Below are 16,212 nucleotides of genomic sequence, written 5' to 3'. Positions count from 1 at the left end.
GTGGTGCTGGGCACCGGCCGGGCGCTGGTGGGGCCGGCCGACGACGCCGTGGAACTGGGCCCCGGTGCCCCGGCCCGCGCCCGTGGTGGTGGCGGGCCGGGGCAGCATAGCGACTGCCCCGGCCCGCGCCCGGTCACAGCGCAGGCCCGGTCCAGCATGGCCCGAGGCATTCAGCCGCCCTGCCCACCACAAGGTGGGAACCAAACCCAGGCCAGTGCAGCCGGCTCCGAGCTGATGAGACGGCACCGCTGCGCGAGGACGAGGCCGTGAGCAAGATGGCAGCGTGGACACGAATGGGAGCGGTTCCCTTGCAGCCCTCGTGCACTGGCGGGGCCAGGTCGCCGCGCTCGTCGAGGCCGTCCGGCATGACAGGGCAACGGGGCCTGTCACCTTTGACCGTGTCCATGTTGCGGCTGCCGCGGAGAAGGTGGCCACCGAGCCGGCCGGCCCGGACGAACTGCGCCGCCTCGGCCACAAGGTCAGCGCGGCCACCGTCCGCCGGCTTGGCAGGAAGCCCTCACCGTCCAGGAGCCTGACGAAGCGCCGGGCCGCCCGCATCGGCACCCACCGTGTGAGAGGAGGAAGGGCCGATGCCGACCGAGTACAGATCGAACGCACTCAACGCCGTCAGGGCACCTCCAGGCCGCGGTACTCGCTCATCGCATCGATGAGCCAGCGCGCCAGGTAGTCGGCGAACGAGGACCGCGGGAACAGCCGGTACGTCGGCGCGCCGTCGACCTGCCAGAGCAGCACCGCAACAGGTCCCACCGTGGTCGACACCGCCTGGCCGGGACCGAAGGCCCGAGGATGCAGGTCCAGCGGGCAGCCCTTCTCCAGCACCTGCCGAGCGGCCGGGCCACTCAGCTCCAGCGTGGTGCGGTTCGCCGAGACGTCCACAACCGAGCCCGGGCCTCCTCCGAGTGCCTCCCGCAACTCGGCGGCCACAGCGGTCTCATCGGCCTGGGACAGCACGAGCCACTCGTCGGGGCCGAGCCAGACGACCGTGTGAGGGCCCGATGCGGTGGTGTGGCCGCACTGCCGCGGGAGCGGCGCCCCCAGGGTCTTCTCGATGCGGTCGGCCGCTTCGGAAGCGGGGTCGACGCGCAGGTTCACCATGGTGATGAATGGCCACTCGGTCAGCGTGACGCCGCGGGCGCCGGTGACGGCGGCGGCGCGCATCCGCTCCTCCAGATGTGCCAGGGGACTTCTGCGCAGCGCTACTGGGCCTGCGCCGATCAGCTCAGCCATCTCGCCTGGTCCCTTCGGGGTCGTAGAGGACGGAGTCGGCCACCAGGACGGGCACCAGGTCCTCGCCCACCGGGGCGAGCAGGGTCTCGCCGATCCTTGCCCGCCCGTCGGCGACGAGGGCGAGGGCGAAGGGGCGGCCGAGGGCCGGGCTGTAGTAGCTGGAGGTGACGTGGCCGAGCATCGGCACCGGCCCGGCCCCGGGGGTGACGGGCACGTTCGGCGCGACGAGTTGGGTGCCCTCGGGCAGCCGGGTCCTGCGATCGCTCGGTAGCAGGCCGACCAGCTGCTTGCGGTCGGTGCGGGAGGTGTCGGCGCGAGAGTAGGACCGCTTTCCGACGAAGTCCTTCTGCTTCGAGACCACCCAGGACATGCCCGCGTCCTGCGGGGTGACGGTGCCGTCGGTGTCCTGGCCGACGATGATGTAGCCCTTCTCGGCCCGCAGGACGTGCATGGTCTCGGTGCCGTACGGAGTGATGCCGTACGGCCGCCCGGCCTCGTACACCTGCTCCCAGATGGCCAGGCCGTACCACGCGGAGACGTTGATTTCGTAGGCGAGTTCGCCGGAGAAGGAGATCCGGCAGATGCGGGCCGGGATACCGGAGGCCAGGGTGGTCTCGCGGAAGGCCATGAAGGGGAATGCTTCGGCGGACAGGTCGACGTCGGGCGCGAGTTGGGCGACGACCTGGCGCGACCGGGGGCCGACGACAGCGATCGTCGCCCACTGCTCGGTCACCGAGGTGCAGTGGACGTCGAGTTCGGGCCACTCGGTCTGCAGCCACTCCTCCAGCCAGTCCAGGACCGCGGCGGCGCCGCCGGTCGTGGTGGTCATGAAGTAGCGGTTCTCCTCGAGGCGCAGCGTCACGCCGTCATCGAAGATCATCCCGTCGGGCTTGCACATCACGCCGTAGCGGGCGAGGCCGGGCTTGAGCTTCTTGAAGGCGTTGGTGTAGATGCGGTTGAGGTACTCGCCCGCGTCCGCGCCCCAGATCTCGATCTTGCCGAGGGTGGAGGCGTCCATGAACGCCACCCCCTCACGGGCCGCGCGGCACTCGCGGGCCACGGCCGTGTCCATGTCCTCACCGGGCCGGGGGTAGTACCAGGGGCGTTTCCACTGCCCGACGTCCTCGAACACCGCCCCGTGAGCGACGTGCCAGCTGTGGATGGAGGTCGTGCGCTCCGGATCGAACAGCTCGCCGCGCTCACGCCCGGCCAGGGCGGCGAAAGCCACCGGCGTGTACGGCGCCCGGTAGGCCGTGGTGCCGATCTCTCCGGGTGATGCACCCGTGCCAAGGGCCTCGGCGATCACACCGATCGCGTTGACGCCGGAAGTCTTGCCCTGGTCGTTGGCCGTGCCGAGCGAGGTGTAGCGCTTGACGTGCTCGACACCGCGCATGCCGGCGCCGGTGGACCGCCAGACGTCGGCGACTGTGACGTCGCGCTGCAGGTCGACGAAGTGGGTGTCCCAAGTACCGGGGTCGCTGTCCCGACCGCTGTCGGAGCCGTTGTCGGGGGCAGGCACCAGCCACAGTGCGCGCACCGGGCCCGCTCCGGCCCCGGGCCGCGCGTCGTCGGACGGCGGTGCGGGCACGGGAACCGGGAATCCGGCGTCCGTCGCGGCCCGCGCACCGGCTCGCGCCCCTTCGGCCAGACAGCCGTCGAGGTCGTACGTCCCGCGGGCCGCACCGACGACGTGCTGGTCCCGTACGGTGCCGTCGGGGACGAAGGCGACCAGGTCCTCGTCCCAGCGCAGCCGGCCCTGGCGCTGGCTGTGCAGGTGCACCACCGGGCTCCACCCGCCCGAGACGGCGAGCAGGTCGCAGTCGAACGACTCCGGGTCACCGGTGAGTTGACCGCGGTCGTCGAGGGCCTGGACGGTGACGCCGGTGAGGCGACCGCCGCCCGCGGTGTCGACCACCGCACTGCCCGTCAGCACCCGCGCCCCGGTCGCCACGGCGACCTCGGCGGCCCGGTGGGACAGCTCGGGGCGCGCGTCCACGACGGCGGCGATGTCGATCCCGGCGGCGTGGAGATCGGCGACCGTGTCATAGGCGCTGTCGTTGGTCGTGCTCACCACGGCCCGCGAGCCCGGAGCCACGGCGTACCGGTTGAGGTACGAGCGCACGGCCGCGGCGAGCATCACCCCGGGGCGGTCGTTGCCGGCGAAGACCAGCGGGCGCTCGTGAGCGCCGGTCGCCAGGACCACCTGGCGGGCCCGTATGTGCCACAGCCGCTGGCGCGAGACGCCTTCGGACGGTTCGGGGGCGTCGGCTCCGAGGTGGTCGGTGCGCCGCTGCAGGGCCAGCACATAGTTGTCGTCGTACGAGCCGAACGCCGTGGTGCGCTGCAGGACGACGACCTCGGGGGCGGCGTCGAGTACCGCGCGGACTTCGGCGACCCACTCGAGGGCGGTCTGCGCGCCGACCGTCTCGGTGCGCCCGGAGAGCAGCGAACCGCCGGGCTCGGGCTGGTCGTCGACGAGGATCACGCGGGCGCCGGAGCCGGCGGCAGCGGCGGCGGCTGCGAGCCCGGCCGGTCCGGCGCCGACGACCAGGACGTCGGTGTGCACGTACTTCTTGTCGTAGACGGCGGGGTCGGGGTTCGGGTCGAGCCGACCCATCCCGGACAGCGTCGTGGCGGACAGCCCGTCGTACAGCTCTACCGCCGTCGCCGGCAACATGCCCTCCGAGCACGGGCCGCCGATCTGCAGCAGGGCGTTGGGCTCCTCGACACCTGCGGCGACGATGCCGCGCGGGCGGCTGCGGTAGATCGACGGAGTGACCTCGACGAGCCCGCTCGCCAGCATCGCCGAGGCGACGGTGTCACCGGGGTGCCCGGTCAGTTCCCGCCCGTCGACGGTGAACCGCAGCACAGCGCCGCGGTCGATGCGGCCCTTTTGCCGGAGCCGGAATCGCTGGTCGGTCATCGGTTCCCTCCGGCCGGTTCGGCGGGCTGGTGGACATCACGCAGGTCGGGGAGGTCGGGGCGGGGCTCGTCGAGCCGGTAGACGGCGAGCACCTCGTATGTGACGGTGTCGCGCAGGACGTTGAACCAGCGGCGGCAGCCGGTGCTGTGCATCCACCGCTCGGCGAAGGAGCCCTTGGGGTTGTCGCGGTAGAAGACGTACTCGGCCCACTGCCGGTCGTCGAGGTCCGCGGGGGTCTCGGGGTAGGGGACATGGGCCTGTCCCCCGTAGTGGTACTCGGTCTCGTCACGGGGACCGCACCATGGGCAGGTGATCAGCAGCACGGTGTCCTTCTCTCAGCGGGCCCTGGGCGGGCTCTCAGTGGGCCACGGCCGCGGCGCCGTGTTCGTCGATCAATGCGCCCGTCGTAAAGCGTTCAAGGGCGAAGGGGGCGCTCAGCGGATGCGGCTCGCCCGTGGCGATGGTGTGCGCGAAGGTCCAGCCGGCGGCCGGGGTGGCCTTGAATCCGCCGGTGCCCCAGCCGCAGTTGACGTAGAGGTTCTCGACGGGGGTGGTGCCGATGATCGGGGAGGCGTCCGGGGTGACGTCGACGATGCCGCCCCAGGTCCGCAGCACGTGCGCACGGGCGAAGACGGGGAACAGCTCGACGGCGGCGGCCATCTGATGCTCGATCACGTGGAAGGAGCCGCGCTGCCCGTAGCCGTTGTAGGCGTCGACGCCCGCGCCCATCACCAGCTCGCCCTTGTGTGCCTGGGAGACGTAGACGTGCACGTGGTTCGACATCACCACGGTGGGGTGCACCGGCTCGTGCAGCTCGGAGACCAGCGCCTGCAGCGGATGGGACTGCACCGGCAACCGGAAGCCGGCCCGCTGTGCCAGCACGCTGCTGTGCCCGGCGGCCGCGAGGCCGACCCGGCCGGCGAGGATGCGGCCGCGGCTGGACTCGACGCCCACGACCCGGTCGCCGTCCTTGAGGAAGCCGGTGACCTCGCACCCCTGGATCAGATCCACACCCATCTCGTCGGCCCGGCGGGCCAGCGCCCAGGCGACGTGGTCGTGCTTGGCGATGCCGGCGCGGGGCTGGAAGGTGCCGCCGAGGACCGGGTACCGGGTGGCGGGCGAGACGTTGACGATCGGGCAGACCTCGGCGACCTCGTCCGGTTCGAGCCACTGGGCGTCGACGCCGTTGAGGCGGTTGGCGTTGACGCGGCGCACGCCCTCGCGGACGTCCTGCAGGGTGTGCGCGAGGTTGAGGACGCCGCGCTGGCTGAACAGGAAGTCGTAGTCCAGCTCCTCCGGGAGCCGCTCCCACAGCTTGAGCGCGTACTCGTAGATCGCCACGCTCTCGTCCCACAGGTAGTTCGAGCGGATGATCGTGGTGTTGCGTGCCATATTGCCGCCGGCCAGCCAGCCCTTCTCCAGGACGGCGACGTTGGTGATGCCGTGGTTCTTGGCGAGGTAGTAGGCGGTGGCCAGGCCGTGGCCTCCCGCGCCGATGATGACGACGTCGTACGAGGAGCGCGGCTCGGGGTTGCGCCAGAGGAAGTCCGGATGCTCCGGCAGCGGCGTGCTGGTCATGCCGCGTCTCCGTTCAGGTGGGGGTAGAGGGGGAACGCCCCGGCGAGCTTTTCGACCCGGTCACGCAGCAGGCCCGCGCGCTCATCGCTGAGCCGCTCGTCCTTCAGAGCCTGGGCGATGATGTCGGCGACCTCCCGGAACTCCGCCTCGCCGAAGCCCCGGGTGGCCAGGGCCGGGGTTCCGATCCGCAGTCCCGAGGAGATCATCGGCGGGCGGGGGTCGAACGGCACCGCGTTGCGGTTGACGGTGATGCCGATGCGATGCAGCCGGTCCTCGGCCTGCTGCCCGTCGAGCGCGGAGTTCCGCAGGTCGACGAGGACCAGGTGGACTTCGGTGCCGCCTGTCAGCACCGTGATCCCGGCCTCGGCCACATCGTCGGCCAGCAGCCGTCCGGCGAGGACGCGGGCGCCGTCCAGCGTGCGCTGCTGGCGCTCCTTGAACTCCTCGCTCGCCGCCACCTTGAAGGCCACCGCCTTCGCCGCGATGACGTGCTCCAACGGGCCGCCCTGCTGGCCCGGGAAGACCGCGGAGTTGATCTTCTTGGCCAGGTCGGCACGGCTGAGGATCACACCGCCGCGCGGGCCGCCGAGGGTCTTGTGCGTGGTGGTCGTCACGACGTCGGCGTACGGCACCGGGCTCGGGTGCAGGCCCGCGGCCACCAGCCCGGCGAAGTGCGCCATGTCCACCATCAGATACGCGCCCACCTCGTCGGCGATCCGCCGGAACCCGGCGAAGTCCAGCCGGCGGGGGTAGGCCGACCAACCGGCGACGATCATCTTGGGCCGGTGCGCGAGAGCGAGCTGCTCGACCTCGTCCATGTCGATGCGCAGATCGGACTCGCGCACGTGGTACGGCACGACCTTGTACAGCCGGCCGGAGTAGTTGATGCGCATGCCGTGGGTCAGGTGCCCACCGTGCGCCAGGTCGAGGCCGAGGATCGTGTCGCCGGGCTTGAGCAGCGCGAACATCGCGGCCGCGTTGGCCTGGGCGCCCGAGTGCGGCTGCACGTTCGCGGCCTCGGCGCCGAACAGTTCCTTGACCCGGTCGATGGCCAACTGCTCGATGACGTCGACGTGCTCGCAGCCGCCGTAGTAGCGGCGGCCCGGGTAGCCCTCGGCGTATTTGTTGGTCAGCACCGAGCCCTGGGCCTCCATGACAGCGGCCGGGGCGAAGTTCTCCGAGGCGATCATTTCAAGGGTCGACTGCTGACGGTGGAGCTCGGCGTCCACCGCGGTGGCGACATCCGGGTCGAGCTTGCTGAGCGGGAGGGAGAGGGGGGAGGTGACCGCGGTGATCGACGGGTTCGTTGCCATCCGTACACCATCCTGAGAGCCAACTAATGAGCAACTGATATATCAGCCTCTGCGGTAAGGTATGGGAGCTCGCTGGACAGGTCAAGGGGGTTTCATGCAGCACGTGGCGACCGAGCCCAGGGGCGAGGAGCTGTCCCTCGCCGAGCGCGCCTACCGCGCCATCCGCGACCGGCTCGTGATGCTCGAGATCCGCCCGGGCGCGCCGATCAACGAGGACCAGTTGGCACAGTCCCTCGGCGTCGGACGGACGCCGGTGCGCGAGGCGCTCAAGCGGCTCCAGTACGAGCGCCTGATCACGACCTACCCCCGACGCGGCACCTTCGCCACCGACGTCAACATCACCGACCTGGCCCACATCTCCGAGGTGCGTCAGGAGCTGGAGCCCCTGGCCGCCGCCCAGGCCGCGCGGCGCGCCACGGCCACGGACCGTGCGACCCTGACAGCCGTACTGCGGGAGCTGGAGAGCGTGGATTCCCGTCGGCGCGACGCCGCCGAGCTCATGCGTCTGGACCTTCAGGTCCACCGCGCCATCTACGCCGCCACACACAACCCGTACCTGGAGGACACCCTCGTCCGCCACGACAACCTGGCCACCCGCATCTGGTGCCTGTTCATCGACCGTCTGTCCGACATGGCCGGCCACGTCGAAGAGCACGGACCGTTGATCGAGGCGATCGTCGCCGGTGACCCCGAGAAGGCGGCACAGCTCGCCCGCAGTCACGTCGAGGGCTTCGAACGGGCCATTCGCGACGCCCTCTGAGACGCCATCCGACCGGAGACTCCCGGGACGTTGACGGGAGGCTGCGGGCGCGGCGCGTGTGTGAAGTCCGGAGACCACCAACTCGCTTTCAACCTTTGGGAGTTGGAGGACGCGTCGCCGCGGGGCAGGGAGATGTGCACGACGGGGCCGAGGGCTCTCCGCGTCAGTGCGCGGCGCCCCGCGGATCCTCCCGGCGCAGGCGTGGCCTGCCCGCCAGGGTGGTCCACAGGTGCGGGGCGACGTCGTCTTCGGGGAGTTGGGCGATCGACTCGCTCGCTGGTCGGTGCGAACACGTCGCGAGAGATCCTCCGCCGACCGGTGCCTTCACGGCCGTCCCGGGGTTTACTTCGCCTGGTCGCTCCACTCGACCAGTCACTTCATCCGCCAGTGCTGCCACTTCGGCTGGGGCTGCGAGCAGTAGCTGGTACCGGCTGGGGTACACCCTGTGATCGCCGCATGCGGAGCAGGCCGCCGTCGACCTTGTCGTACACCTCGAACGGTTCGTCCGGCAGGGCGGGAGCGTGCGGCTGACCGGCCTCGTGTTCACCGACGTTGAAGAACTTCGGCAGGGGTAGTGCGACGACTTCGCCGGTGACGTCGTCGGTCGTCGGTGACGAGACCGCGGCAGCGCGTGGTGACGTGGTTCCGGTTCCGCTCGCCTTCGGGTGACCTCATACTCGAAAAATCACCCGTGATGAACGTGGACGCCGGCAGCGGACGGGCCAGCTTTCAGGGAATCGCCGTGTGCGATGCGGGTGCCCGGGCCCACGCTGGGCATGCCTGCCTGGAACGTCCGTCGGCACATCCGTGCGGAGGGGCAGCCGGACGAAACGCGACGGACAGGCGATCATGACTTGTGCACTGATCGCACCGAGGCGAAGGAGTGGACGCATGCCGAACGAGCGCGCGGGACAGCCGGCGCGGCCGGAGGACCTCGTCGATGTGGCTCGGCTGGTGACCACGTACTACGCCTTGCACCCCGACCCGGCCGAACCCGCCCAGCGGGTCACCTTCGGCACGTCGGGACACCGCGGATCCTCCCTCGCCACCGCCTTCAACGAGGACCACATCGCCGCCACCAGCCAGGCGATCTGCGAGTACCGGGCCCAGCAGGGAACCGACGGACCGCTGTTCCTCGGCGCCGACACCCATGCACTGTCCGAACCCGCCCGGGTGACCGCCGTGGAGGTCTTCGCCGCGAACGGAGTCACCCTGCTCATCGACTCCGCCGACGGCTACACCCCCACCCCGGCCGTGTCCCACGCCATCCTCACCCACAACCGCGGGCGCACCTCCGGCCGGGCCGACGGCGTGGTGGTCACGCCCTCGCACAATCCGCCGTCCGACGGCGGCTTCAAGTACAACCTCCCGAACGGCGGGCCCGCCGGTTCAGACGCGACCGGCTGGATCCAGGAGCGCGCCAACGAGATCATCAGGGGCGGCCTGAAGGACGTACGGCGGCTGCACCACGCCAGGGCACTGGCCGCGCCGACCACCGGACGGTACGACTTCCTCGGCGCCTATGTGCAGGATCTGCCGTCCGTACTCGACCTGGACGCCGTGCGCGCCGCGCGTGTGCACATCGGCGCCGACCCGCTCGGGGGCGCGTCCGTCGCGTACTGGGGCCGCATCGCCGAGGAGCACCGCCTCGATCTCACCGTCGTCAACCCGCTCGTCGATCCCACCTGGCGGTTCATGACACTGGACTGGGACGGCAAGATCCGGATGGACTGCTCCTCGCCGCACGCGATGGCGTCGCTGATCGAGCGCCGCGACCGCTTCCAGATCACCACCGGCAACGACGCCGACGCCGACCGGCACGGCATCGTCACCCCGGACGGCGGACTGATGAACCCCAACCACTATCTCGCCGCCGCCATCGCCTATCTCTACACCCACCGCGAACAGTGGCCGGACGACATCGGCATCGGCAAGACACTCGTGTCCTCCAGCATGATCGACCGGGTGGCGGCCGACCTCGGCCGCGAACTGATCGAAGTACCGGTCGGTTTCAAGTGGTTCGTGGACGGGCTGGCCGACGGCACCCTCGGCTTCGGCGGCGAGGAGTCCGCCGGGGCCTCGTTCCTGCGCCGTGACGGCTCGGTGTGGACCACCGACAAGGACGGCATCCTCCTGGCCCTGCTCGCGTCCGAGATCCTGGCCGTGACAGAGCGGACGCCGAGCGAGCACTACGCGTCGCTCACCGCCCGGTTCGGCGAACCGGCCTACGCCCGTGTCGACGCCCCCGCGACCCGCGAGGAGAAGGCCGTACTGAGCCGGCTCTCTCCCGACCAGGTGAAGGCCGACACCCTGGCCGGGGAACCGATCACTGCCGTGCTCACACAGGCTCCGGGCAACGGAGCGGCCATCGGCGGCATCAAGGTGACCACCGCCAACGCCTGGTTCGCCGCACGCCCTTCGGGCACCGAGGACGTCTACAAGGTGTACGCCGAGTCCTTCCTCGGACCCGACCACCTCACGCGCGTACAGGAGGAGGCCCGGGCCGTCGTGACGGCGGCCTTGAACAGCTGACCCCTCGGGCCCCCGGTGACGGCATCTGACGACGCGTCCGTCCACGGCTGGTCCGGCGCGCCCTTCCGGCCCTGCCGCCGAGGCCGGGCCTCCACGGTCCTCGCGGCGCGCTCCCTGGTCCAGCAAGCCCTTCCCGACCTGCCGTTCGGGCCGCGCCGACCTGGGATTCCGCGGTCTGTCCCCGGTACATCTCGGGTCACACCCCACCGTTCGGCGATGGGGGCAGCGGCCCGGCAACCGCCGGAGCAACGAGTACGGCAGCGCCGGCGGTGCGGGCCCGCACCGCCTGGTGCGCCCTGCAAGGTACCGGGGTGCGGGCCCTTGACAACCGGACGTTCGCCCAGCAGTCACTGCTGGAGGGCCCCGGCCTCGCCGACCGGGTGTGCAGCCGCGCCGACCCCTGGCACGGGCCGGCAGGGGCACGTCCAACCGCCTCCTCGTCGGGCACCTGCGCTTCACGGTCCACGGTGTGGGCCGAATCCCCGATGATCCATGTCCGCGGCTGAACGCTTCGGCGCCCGCTTCCGTATGGAACCGCGAAACGTCCCCCGACAGGAGGCACCACCATGACGCAGCCGGCAACCACCGGGCGCGGCACCACCCGCCGTGCCGTTGTCACCGCGGCCGGAGCGGCCGGGCTCGCCGCCACCCTCGCCGCGTGCGGCAAAGACGACGGCAATGGATCGGACAACGGAAGCGTGAGCGACGCCCAGGGCGCGGGTTCCTCGCAGCCATCGGAGAGCGCGGCGGCCGGCGACTCCGGCCAGTCGGGCGGCGGGGGCGGGATGGAGCTGGCCAAGACCTCCCAGATCCCGGAGGGCGGTGGCATGGTCTTCAAGGACCACAAGGTCGTGGTGGTCCAGCCCACCGCGGGCGAGTTCAAGGCCTTCTCGTCGATCTGCACCCACCAGGGGTGCTCGGTCGGCGATGTGACCGGCGGCACCATCAACTGCCCGTGCCACCAGAGCATGTTCGACATCACCGACGGCAGTGTGAAGGGCGGCCCGGCGCAGAAGCCGCTGCCCGGAGCGCAGATCAAGGTGCAGGGAAACTCGATCTGGATGGCGTGACGGACGATCGCCTCCAGCAGGCGATCACCTCGTCGGCCGTGGTGACGGCGGCCACGAGAGCGAGGGTGTGACGGACCATCGCCGGGGTGTACGAGGCGGGCACCCCGGCGATCGCGTCCTCGGGCACCACGGCCGTATAGCCGAGGTTGACCGCGTCGAAGGTGGCGACCGTGGCCGCGGACGGGCGGCCCCATGTCAGCGCGCTGTGGTTCGCCTGGGACGGCACCGCCCTGTGGCTCTACTCCCTCACCCGCAGCCGCCGCTGGTCCGAACTGCGTAGCGATCCGCGGATCGCGGTGGTCGTCGACGACGGGCACGACTACGGCGAGCTGCGCGGGGTGGAGCTCGCCGGGGAGACGGCGCTCGTGGGCGAGGCCCCGCGCACCAGCGTGTCGTGTCCCGAACTCGACACGCCCGAGCGGCTGTTCGCGGCGAAGTACTCCGGTCTGGACACCATGCCGCACGACGGCCGGCACGCCTGGCTGCGACTGGTCCCGGAGGCGGTCACCTCCTGGGACTTCCGCAAGCTCCCCCGGTGACGCCTCAGTCGGCGATCTTCTCCCCCACCGAGCGCAGCACTTCCACGGCCGCCCGAATCGAGGGCCTGCGGTCGGCGTCGGCGCGCCAGATCGCGTAGATGTGCCGCCGCATCGTGGGCTGGCTCACGGGCACCATCCGCACCCCCGCGGGCACCGGGCCACGGCCCAGCCGGGGCACGACGGCGACGCCGAGCCCGGCGGCGATCAGCGCGAGCTGGGTGTGGTGCTCGCGCGCGGTGTGGCGGATCCGGGGCTCGATGCCCTTGCCGCGCAGCGTCACCATCAGCCAGTCGTAGCAGAACCCGCCCTTGGGCCAGGACACCCACTCGTCGTCCACGAAGTCCTCCGGCTCGACCCCGCAGCGGTCGGCGAAGGGGTGGTACGCGGGCATCGCCACATCCACCGGATCGTCCATCAGCGGCGCCTTGACCAGCCCGTCGGGCATCGGCAGCGGCTTGTTGTACCAGTCGAGCACGACCCCGAGGTCGATATCGCCCCGCACCACCGCGGGCACCGACTCATCCGGCTCCATCTCCTGCAACCGGATGTGCAGCTGAGGGTGTTCGGTGCGCAGCCGGCCCAGCGCGGCCGGGAAGAGGCCGCGGACGGCGGTCGGAAAGGCGCCCAGCAGCAGCTCGCCGACGGCGTGTCCGCGCTGCGCCTCCAGATCCGCCTGGGCCAGCTCCACCTGGGAGAGGATCCGCGCGGCATGGTCGGAGAGCAGCCGTCCGGCATCGGTGAGGCGCACCCCGCGGCCGTTCTTGGCGAGCAGCTGCTGACCGGTCTCCCGCTCCAGCTTCGCGAGCTGCTGGGAGACGGCGGAGGTGGTCACATGCAGCCCTTCGGCGGCGCCGCTCACGGAGCCGTGGCGGGCCACGGCGTGCAGGGTCCGTAGGCGATCCAGGTTCAACATATAAGCAATGCTACGTGAACACTCGCACGAAAACTCGCTTGTTCTAAGAGGTTGCAACCCTCATCGTTATGACCATGACCACAGTGACCGCCTCGACGACCGCTGCCGCCCCCGCGGCGGCCCCCGTCGCCGCCGCTCCCTCCGGCCCTGTCCGCCGCCCGCTGCTCGACTGGCGGATCCGGTTCGGCGCGCTCTCCCTGATCTGGGGTTTCAGCTTTCTCTTGATCAAGGTCGGCAATGAGGCGTTCGCCCCCTTGTACGTCACGCTCGGACGGATGCTGTTCGGCACGGCCGTACTCCTGGCGGTCCTGGCCGTGAAGCGGGAGCGGCTGCCGCGCGAGGTGCGGGTGTGGGGGCATCTGGCCGTCGCCGCCTTCTTCCTCAACGCCCTCCCGTTCTCGCTCTTCGCCTATGCCGAGCTGACCATCCCCTCCACCCTCGCGGGCATCTGCAACGCCGCCTCGCCGCTGTGGGGCATGGTGCTCGCGGTGGCCGTGGTCTCCGACGACCGCCCCACCCGGCAGCGCGTCGCGGGCCTCGGGCTCGGCTTCATCGGCGTGCTGATCGTGCTCGGCGCGTGGCAGGGCTTCTCCGGCCAGGACCCTCTGGGCACCGCGCTGGCGCTCGTCGCCTCCGCCAGCTACGCGGTCGGCTGGCAGTACGTCCGGCACACGCTGAGCGGCACCGGCAACTCCCATCTGTCGATGTCCGGTGCCCAGCTGCTGCTGGGCACGGTCCAACTCGCCCTCGTCGCCCCGGTGTTCGCGCCGACGCCCGGCTCCTTCCCGGTCCTGCCCCTGCTCTCGGTCCTCGCCCTCGGCGCCCTGGGCACCGGGGTCGCCTTCCTGGTCCAGTACGGCCTGGTCGCGGAGGTCGGCCCGACGACGGCGATGATGGTGACGTACTTCGTCCCGGTCATCGCCACGGCGGCGGGTGTGGCGATCCTCGGCGAACACCTGACGTGGAACACGCCGGTGGGCGCGGTGGTGGTCCTGCTGGGCGCGGCCCTCACCCAGCGACGGGCCACGCCACGCTCCTGAGCCCTCCCCCCGCCGGGCCCCGGGACTCCGCCCCGGACCCGGCCCGCAGGACCCGATGGTGTCCCACCCGGCGCGCACGGAACAACGACGCCCGCACCAGGGGCATCCCGCCCGCCCGGTAATTGAGGCGCAGCCCGACCTCCAGCCCCTCCGGCGTCCGAGGAGCGGGCCCCGGGGCGGGGGCCCGGCGGGGGCTCGGCGGGGCCCGGCGGGGGCCCGGGAAGGGGCGGGGGCTCAGTCCACCCGCCCCGCCACGGACGCCCCCGTCGCCGACGCCACCGCGTCCGCGACCGCCCCCAGCTCCCCCGCGTCCAGCGGCGAGACGGTCATCCGCACCCCCGGCCCCGAGGCCACCCGGAAGCGTGCGCCCGGCGCGACCGCCCAGCCGGACTGCAGCAGCCGCGCCACCGCCCCGGTCTCGTCGGAGACCGGCACCCATACGTTCATCCCGCTCCGCCCGTGCGCGGCGATCCCCCGCTCCCGCAGCGCCCGCACCAGCGCCTCGCGCCGCGCCCCGTACGACGCCGCGACCACCGCCGGATCCACCGCACCGGTCCGCCACAGATGCGTCACCGTGTTCTGCAGCAGATGGCTGACCCAGCCCGGCCCGAGCCGCTGACGGCCGCGCACCCGGTCGACCGTGACCGCGTCGCCCGTGAGCACCGCGAGCCGCAGGTCGGGCCCGTACGCCTTGGCGGTGGCACGGACCAGCACCCAGTGGTCCGTGCCGCCCGCCAGCGGATGCAGGGGCAGATCCACGATGCCGTGCCCGTGGTCGTCCTCGATCAGCAGGACGGCCGGATGGCCGGCCAGCACTGCCCGCAGCTCGCGGGCGCGGGCCTCGCTCACCGCCGCGCCCGTCGGGTTCTGCGCCCGGTCGGTGACCACCAGCGCCCGCGCCCCCTGGCGCAGTGCCTCCTCGACCCGCTCGGGCAGCGGCCCGTCGTCGTCGACCTCCACGGGGACGGCGCGCAGCCCGAGCGCCGGGATCAGATCGAGCAGGCTGCCCCAGCCGGGGTCCTCGACCGCGACCGTGTCTCCGGGCCGCAGGTGGGCGGCCAGGACGCGCTCGATCGCGTCGAGCGAGCCGGAGGTGACGGCGACGGGCCCGGCCGGCACGCCGTCCGCGTCGAAGGCGGCACGGGCCAGTTCGGCGAGGTCGGGGGCGATGTCCGGCGCGCCGTACAGCGTCGGGCGCTCCGCCGCGCGCGCCGCGGCCGCCGCGAGCGGCGCACCGAGCGGGGGCAGCAGCGCGGGGTCGGGGTTGCCGGTCGAGAGGTCGCGCGCGCCGGGGGCCTCGACACGGATCCACTCGCGGGGCGTGCTGGCGGGGCGCGAGCGGACCCGGCTCCCCCGGCGGCCGGCCGTCTCGATCACTCCGCGCTCGCGCAGGATGCGATACGCGGCCGCGACCGTATTGGGATTGACGCCCAGCTGTCCGGCCAACTCCCGCAAGGGCGGCAGCAGTTGGCCGGGCGGCAGCTCACCGGCGCCGACGGCGCGCTCGACACTGGCCGCGATCTCCACTGCGCGCCGACCCTGGATCGGATATTCTCCTAGCACAATCGCTATTTTGCACTAGTTCAATGAGAGGACGCAAATGCCCGCGCCCCACGACACGACCACCGCGCCCGACGCCTACGCGCCGACCGACCGCACCGTGCCGACCCGCGCCCGCGAACGGGCCTCGTACGACCGCGAGGTGGTGCACGCGATCCTCGACGAGGGTTACGTCTGCCATCTGGGCTTCATACGCGACGGCGCGCCCGTCGTGCTGCCGACCCTCTACGGCCGGGTCGGCGAACGCCTCTACGTCCACGGTTCGACGGGCGCGCGCCCGCTGCACATGGCGGGCCGGGAAGAGGCGGACGAGGCCCCGGGGCTGCCGGTGTGCCTCACCGTCACCCATGTCGACGGACTGGTCCTGGCCCGCTCCGCGTTCCACCACTCCCTCAACTACCGCTCGGTGGTGGTGCACGGTATCGCCCGCCCGGTGACCGACCCGGCCGAGCGCGCCGCCGCCCTCGACGCCCTGGTGGACCATGTCGTGCCCGGCCGCGCCGCCGACTCCCGGCCCGCCGACGCGAAGGAGCTCGCCGCCACCGCCGTCCTCCGCCTCGACCTCGACGAGGTGTCCGCGAAGATCCGCACCGGCGGGCCCAACGACGACCCCGAGGATCTGGCGCTCCCCCACTGGAGCGGCGTCCTGCCCGTCGCCCGCACCTACGGCGCGCCGGTCCCCGCCGACGACCTCGCACCCGGCACGCCGGTGCCCGGCTACCTCACCCGGCGCTGA

The 16,212-nt window shown here is 71.9% G+C and carries 12 protein-coding genes and 3 pseudogenes; 6 read left to right on the top strand and 9 right to left on the bottom strand.

Annotated elements, in window-relative coordinates; translation table 11 throughout:
• Nucleotides 1-507: 507 nt before the first annotated feature.
• The 6 genes and pseudogenes from ABZS71_RS30885 to glyA all read right to left on the bottom strand — a co-directional run.
• Nucleotides 508-631 (bottom strand): annotated as a pseudogene (locus ABZS71_RS30885) (serine dehydratase beta chain); the annotation flags it as partial.
• Nucleotides 628-1,248, bottom strand: a complete 621-nt coding sequence (locus ABZS71_RS30880) for a sarcosine oxidase subunit gamma family protein (protein ID WP_356215295.1) — start codon at nt 1,246-1,248, stop codon at nt 628-630. The gene ABZS71_RS30880 and the pseudogene ABZS71_RS30885, both read right to left, overlap by 4 nt.
• Nucleotides 1,241-4,171: a sarcosine oxidase subunit alpha family protein gene (locus ABZS71_RS30875; protein ID WP_356215293.1), complete on the bottom strand. Its 2,931-nt coding sequence runs from the start codon at nt 4,169-4,171 to the stop codon at nt 1,241-1,243. The genes ABZS71_RS30880 and ABZS71_RS30875 overlap by 8 nt, the downstream gene beginning before the upstream one ends.
• Nucleotides 4,168-4,494, bottom strand: coding sequence for a sarcosine oxidase subunit delta (locus ABZS71_RS30870; RefSeq protein ID WP_355856814.1), 327 nt, complete (start codon nt 4,492-4,494; stop codon nt 4,168-4,170). Before ABZS71_RS30870 ends, ABZS71_RS30875 begins: the two co-directional genes overlap by 4 nt.
• A 34-nt stretch (nt 4,495-4,528) precedes the next feature.
• Nucleotides 4,529-5,749, bottom strand: coding sequence for a sarcosine oxidase subunit beta family protein (locus tag ABZS71_RS30865; protein WP_356215291.1), 1,221 nt, complete (start codon nt 5,747-5,749; stop codon nt 4,529-4,531).
• A complete protein-coding gene (gene glyA / locus ABZS71_RS30860) occupies nt 5,746-7,062 on the bottom strand; it encodes a serine hydroxymethyltransferase (RefSeq protein ID WP_356215289.1) in 1,317 nt (438 codons plus the stop codon). Before glyA ends, ABZS71_RS30865 begins: the two co-directional genes overlap by 4 nt.
• A gap of 94 nt (nt 7,063-7,156) precedes the next feature.
• On the opposite strand from glyA, the gene ABZS71_RS30855 reads away from it, so the two are divergent.
• From ABZS71_RS30855 to ABZS71_RS30845, 3 genes are all read left to right on the top strand, one after another.
• Entirely contained in the window at nt 7,157-7,822 is a 666-nt protein-coding gene (locus tag ABZS71_RS30855; protein ID WP_356215287.1) for a GntR family transcriptional regulator, read from the top strand.
• Nucleotides 7,823-8,713: 891 nt separating this feature from the next.
• Nucleotides 8,714-10,354, top strand: coding sequence for a phosphoglucomutase (alpha-D-glucose-1,6-bisphosphate-dependent) (pgm, locus tag ABZS71_RS30850; RefSeq protein ID WP_356215285.1), 1,641 nt, complete (start codon nt 8,714-8,716; stop codon nt 10,352-10,354).
• 566 nt (nt 10,355-10,920) lie between these two features.
• Nucleotides 10,921-11,424, top strand: a complete 504-nt coding sequence (locus ABZS71_RS30845) for a Rieske (2Fe-2S) protein (protein ID WP_356215283.1) — start codon at nt 10,921-10,923, stop codon at nt 11,422-11,424.
• Here the strand turns inward: ABZS71_RS30845 and ABZS71_RS30840 are convergent.
• Nucleotides 11,390-11,590, bottom strand: a pseudogene (locus ABZS71_RS30840) (cysteine hydrolase); the annotation flags it as partial. The gene ABZS71_RS30845 and the pseudogene ABZS71_RS30840 sit on opposite strands and share 35 nt — an antisense overlap.
• Here ABZS71_RS30840 and ABZS71_RS30835 point away from each other — a divergent pair.
• Nucleotides 11,583-11,963, top strand: a pseudogene (locus ABZS71_RS30835) (pyridoxamine 5'-phosphate oxidase family protein); the annotation flags it as partial. The pseudogenes ABZS71_RS30840 and ABZS71_RS30835 sit on opposite strands and share 8 nt — an antisense overlap.
• 4 nt (nt 11,964-11,967) lie before the next feature.
• On the opposite strand, the gene ABZS71_RS30830 reads toward ABZS71_RS30835, so the two are convergent.
• On the bottom strand, nt 11,968-12,876 hold the full coding sequence (locus tag ABZS71_RS30830) for a LysR family transcriptional regulator (protein WP_355856832.1): 909 nt from the start codon (nt 12,874-12,876) through the stop codon (nt 11,968-11,970).
• Between the two features lie 68 nt (nt 12,877-12,944).
• Between ABZS71_RS30830 and ABZS71_RS30825 the strand changes: the two genes are divergently transcribed.
• A complete protein-coding gene (locus ABZS71_RS30825; protein WP_355856835.1) occupies nt 12,945-13,916 on the top strand; it encodes a DMT family transporter in 972 nt (323 codons plus the stop codon).
• A 234-nt stretch (nt 13,917-14,150) separates the two neighbouring features.
• Here the strand turns inward: ABZS71_RS30825 and ABZS71_RS30820 are convergent, their stop codons facing one another.
• Nucleotides 14,151-15,479 (bottom strand): aminotransferase class I/II-fold pyridoxal phosphate-dependent enzyme, encoded by a 1,329-nt coding sequence (locus ABZS71_RS30820; protein WP_356215280.1) that lies wholly within the window; start codon nt 15,477-15,479, stop codon nt 14,151-14,153.
• Between the two features lie 37 nt (nt 15,480-15,516).
• Here ABZS71_RS30820 and ABZS71_RS30815 point away from each other — a divergent pair, with 37 nt between their 5' ends.
• The gene (locus tag ABZS71_RS30815) at nt 15,517-16,212 is read left to right on the top strand and encodes a pyridoxamine 5'-phosphate oxidase family protein (protein ID WP_356215278.1); all 696 of its coding nucleotides are present in this window, start codon (nt 15,517-15,519) and stop codon (nt 16,210-16,212) included.

It is taken from the genome of Streptomyces sp. NPDC005393, assembly GCF_040606675.1.
Taxonomy (GTDB): Bacteria; Actinomycetota; Actinomycetes; order Streptomycetales; family Streptomycetaceae; genus Streptomyces.
Note: the sequence above shows the minus strand (reverse complement) of the source record. Positions and strands in the feature narration are given on the sequence as shown.

Excerpts from the sequence above, each read along its gene's own strand:
- ABZS71_RS30880 (WP_356215295.1), bottom strand. The coding sequence starts at position 1,248 with ATGGCTGAGCTGATCGGCGCAGGCCCAGTAGCGCTGCGCAGAAGTCCC.
- ABZS71_RS30875 (WP_356215293.1), bottom strand. The coding sequence starts at position 4,171 with ATGACCGACCAGCGATTCCGGCTCCGGCAAAAGGGCCGCATCGACCGC.
- ABZS71_RS30865 (WP_356215291.1), bottom strand. The coding sequence starts at position 5,749 with ATGACCAGCACGCCGCTGCCGGAGCATCCGGACTTCCTCTGGCGCAAC.
- glyA (WP_356215289.1), bottom strand. The coding sequence starts at position 7,062 with ATGGCAACGAACCCGTCGATCACCGCGGTCACCTCCCCCCTCTCCCTC.
- ABZS71_RS30855 (WP_356215287.1), top strand. The coding sequence starts at position 7,157 with ATGCAGCACGTGGCGACCGAGCCCAGGGGCGAGGAGCTGTCCCTCGCC.
- pgm (WP_356215285.1), top strand. The coding sequence starts at position 8,714 with ATGCCGAACGAGCGCGCGGGACAGCCGGCGCGGCCGGAGGACCTCGTC.
- ABZS71_RS30845 (WP_356215283.1), top strand. The coding sequence starts at position 10,921 with ATGACGCAGCCGGCAACCACCGGGCGCGGCACCACCCGCCGTGCCGTT.
- ABZS71_RS30830 (WP_355856832.1), bottom strand. The coding sequence starts at position 12,876 with ATGTTGAACCTGGATCGCCTACGGACCCTGCACGCCGTGGCCCGCCAC.
- ABZS71_RS30825 (WP_355856835.1), top strand. The coding sequence starts at position 12,945 with ATGACCATGACCACAGTGACCGCCTCGACGACCGCTGCCGCCCCCGCG.
- ABZS71_RS30815 (WP_356215278.1), top strand. The coding sequence starts at position 15,517 with ATGCCCGCGCCCCACGACACGACCACCGCGCCCGACGCCTACGCGCCG.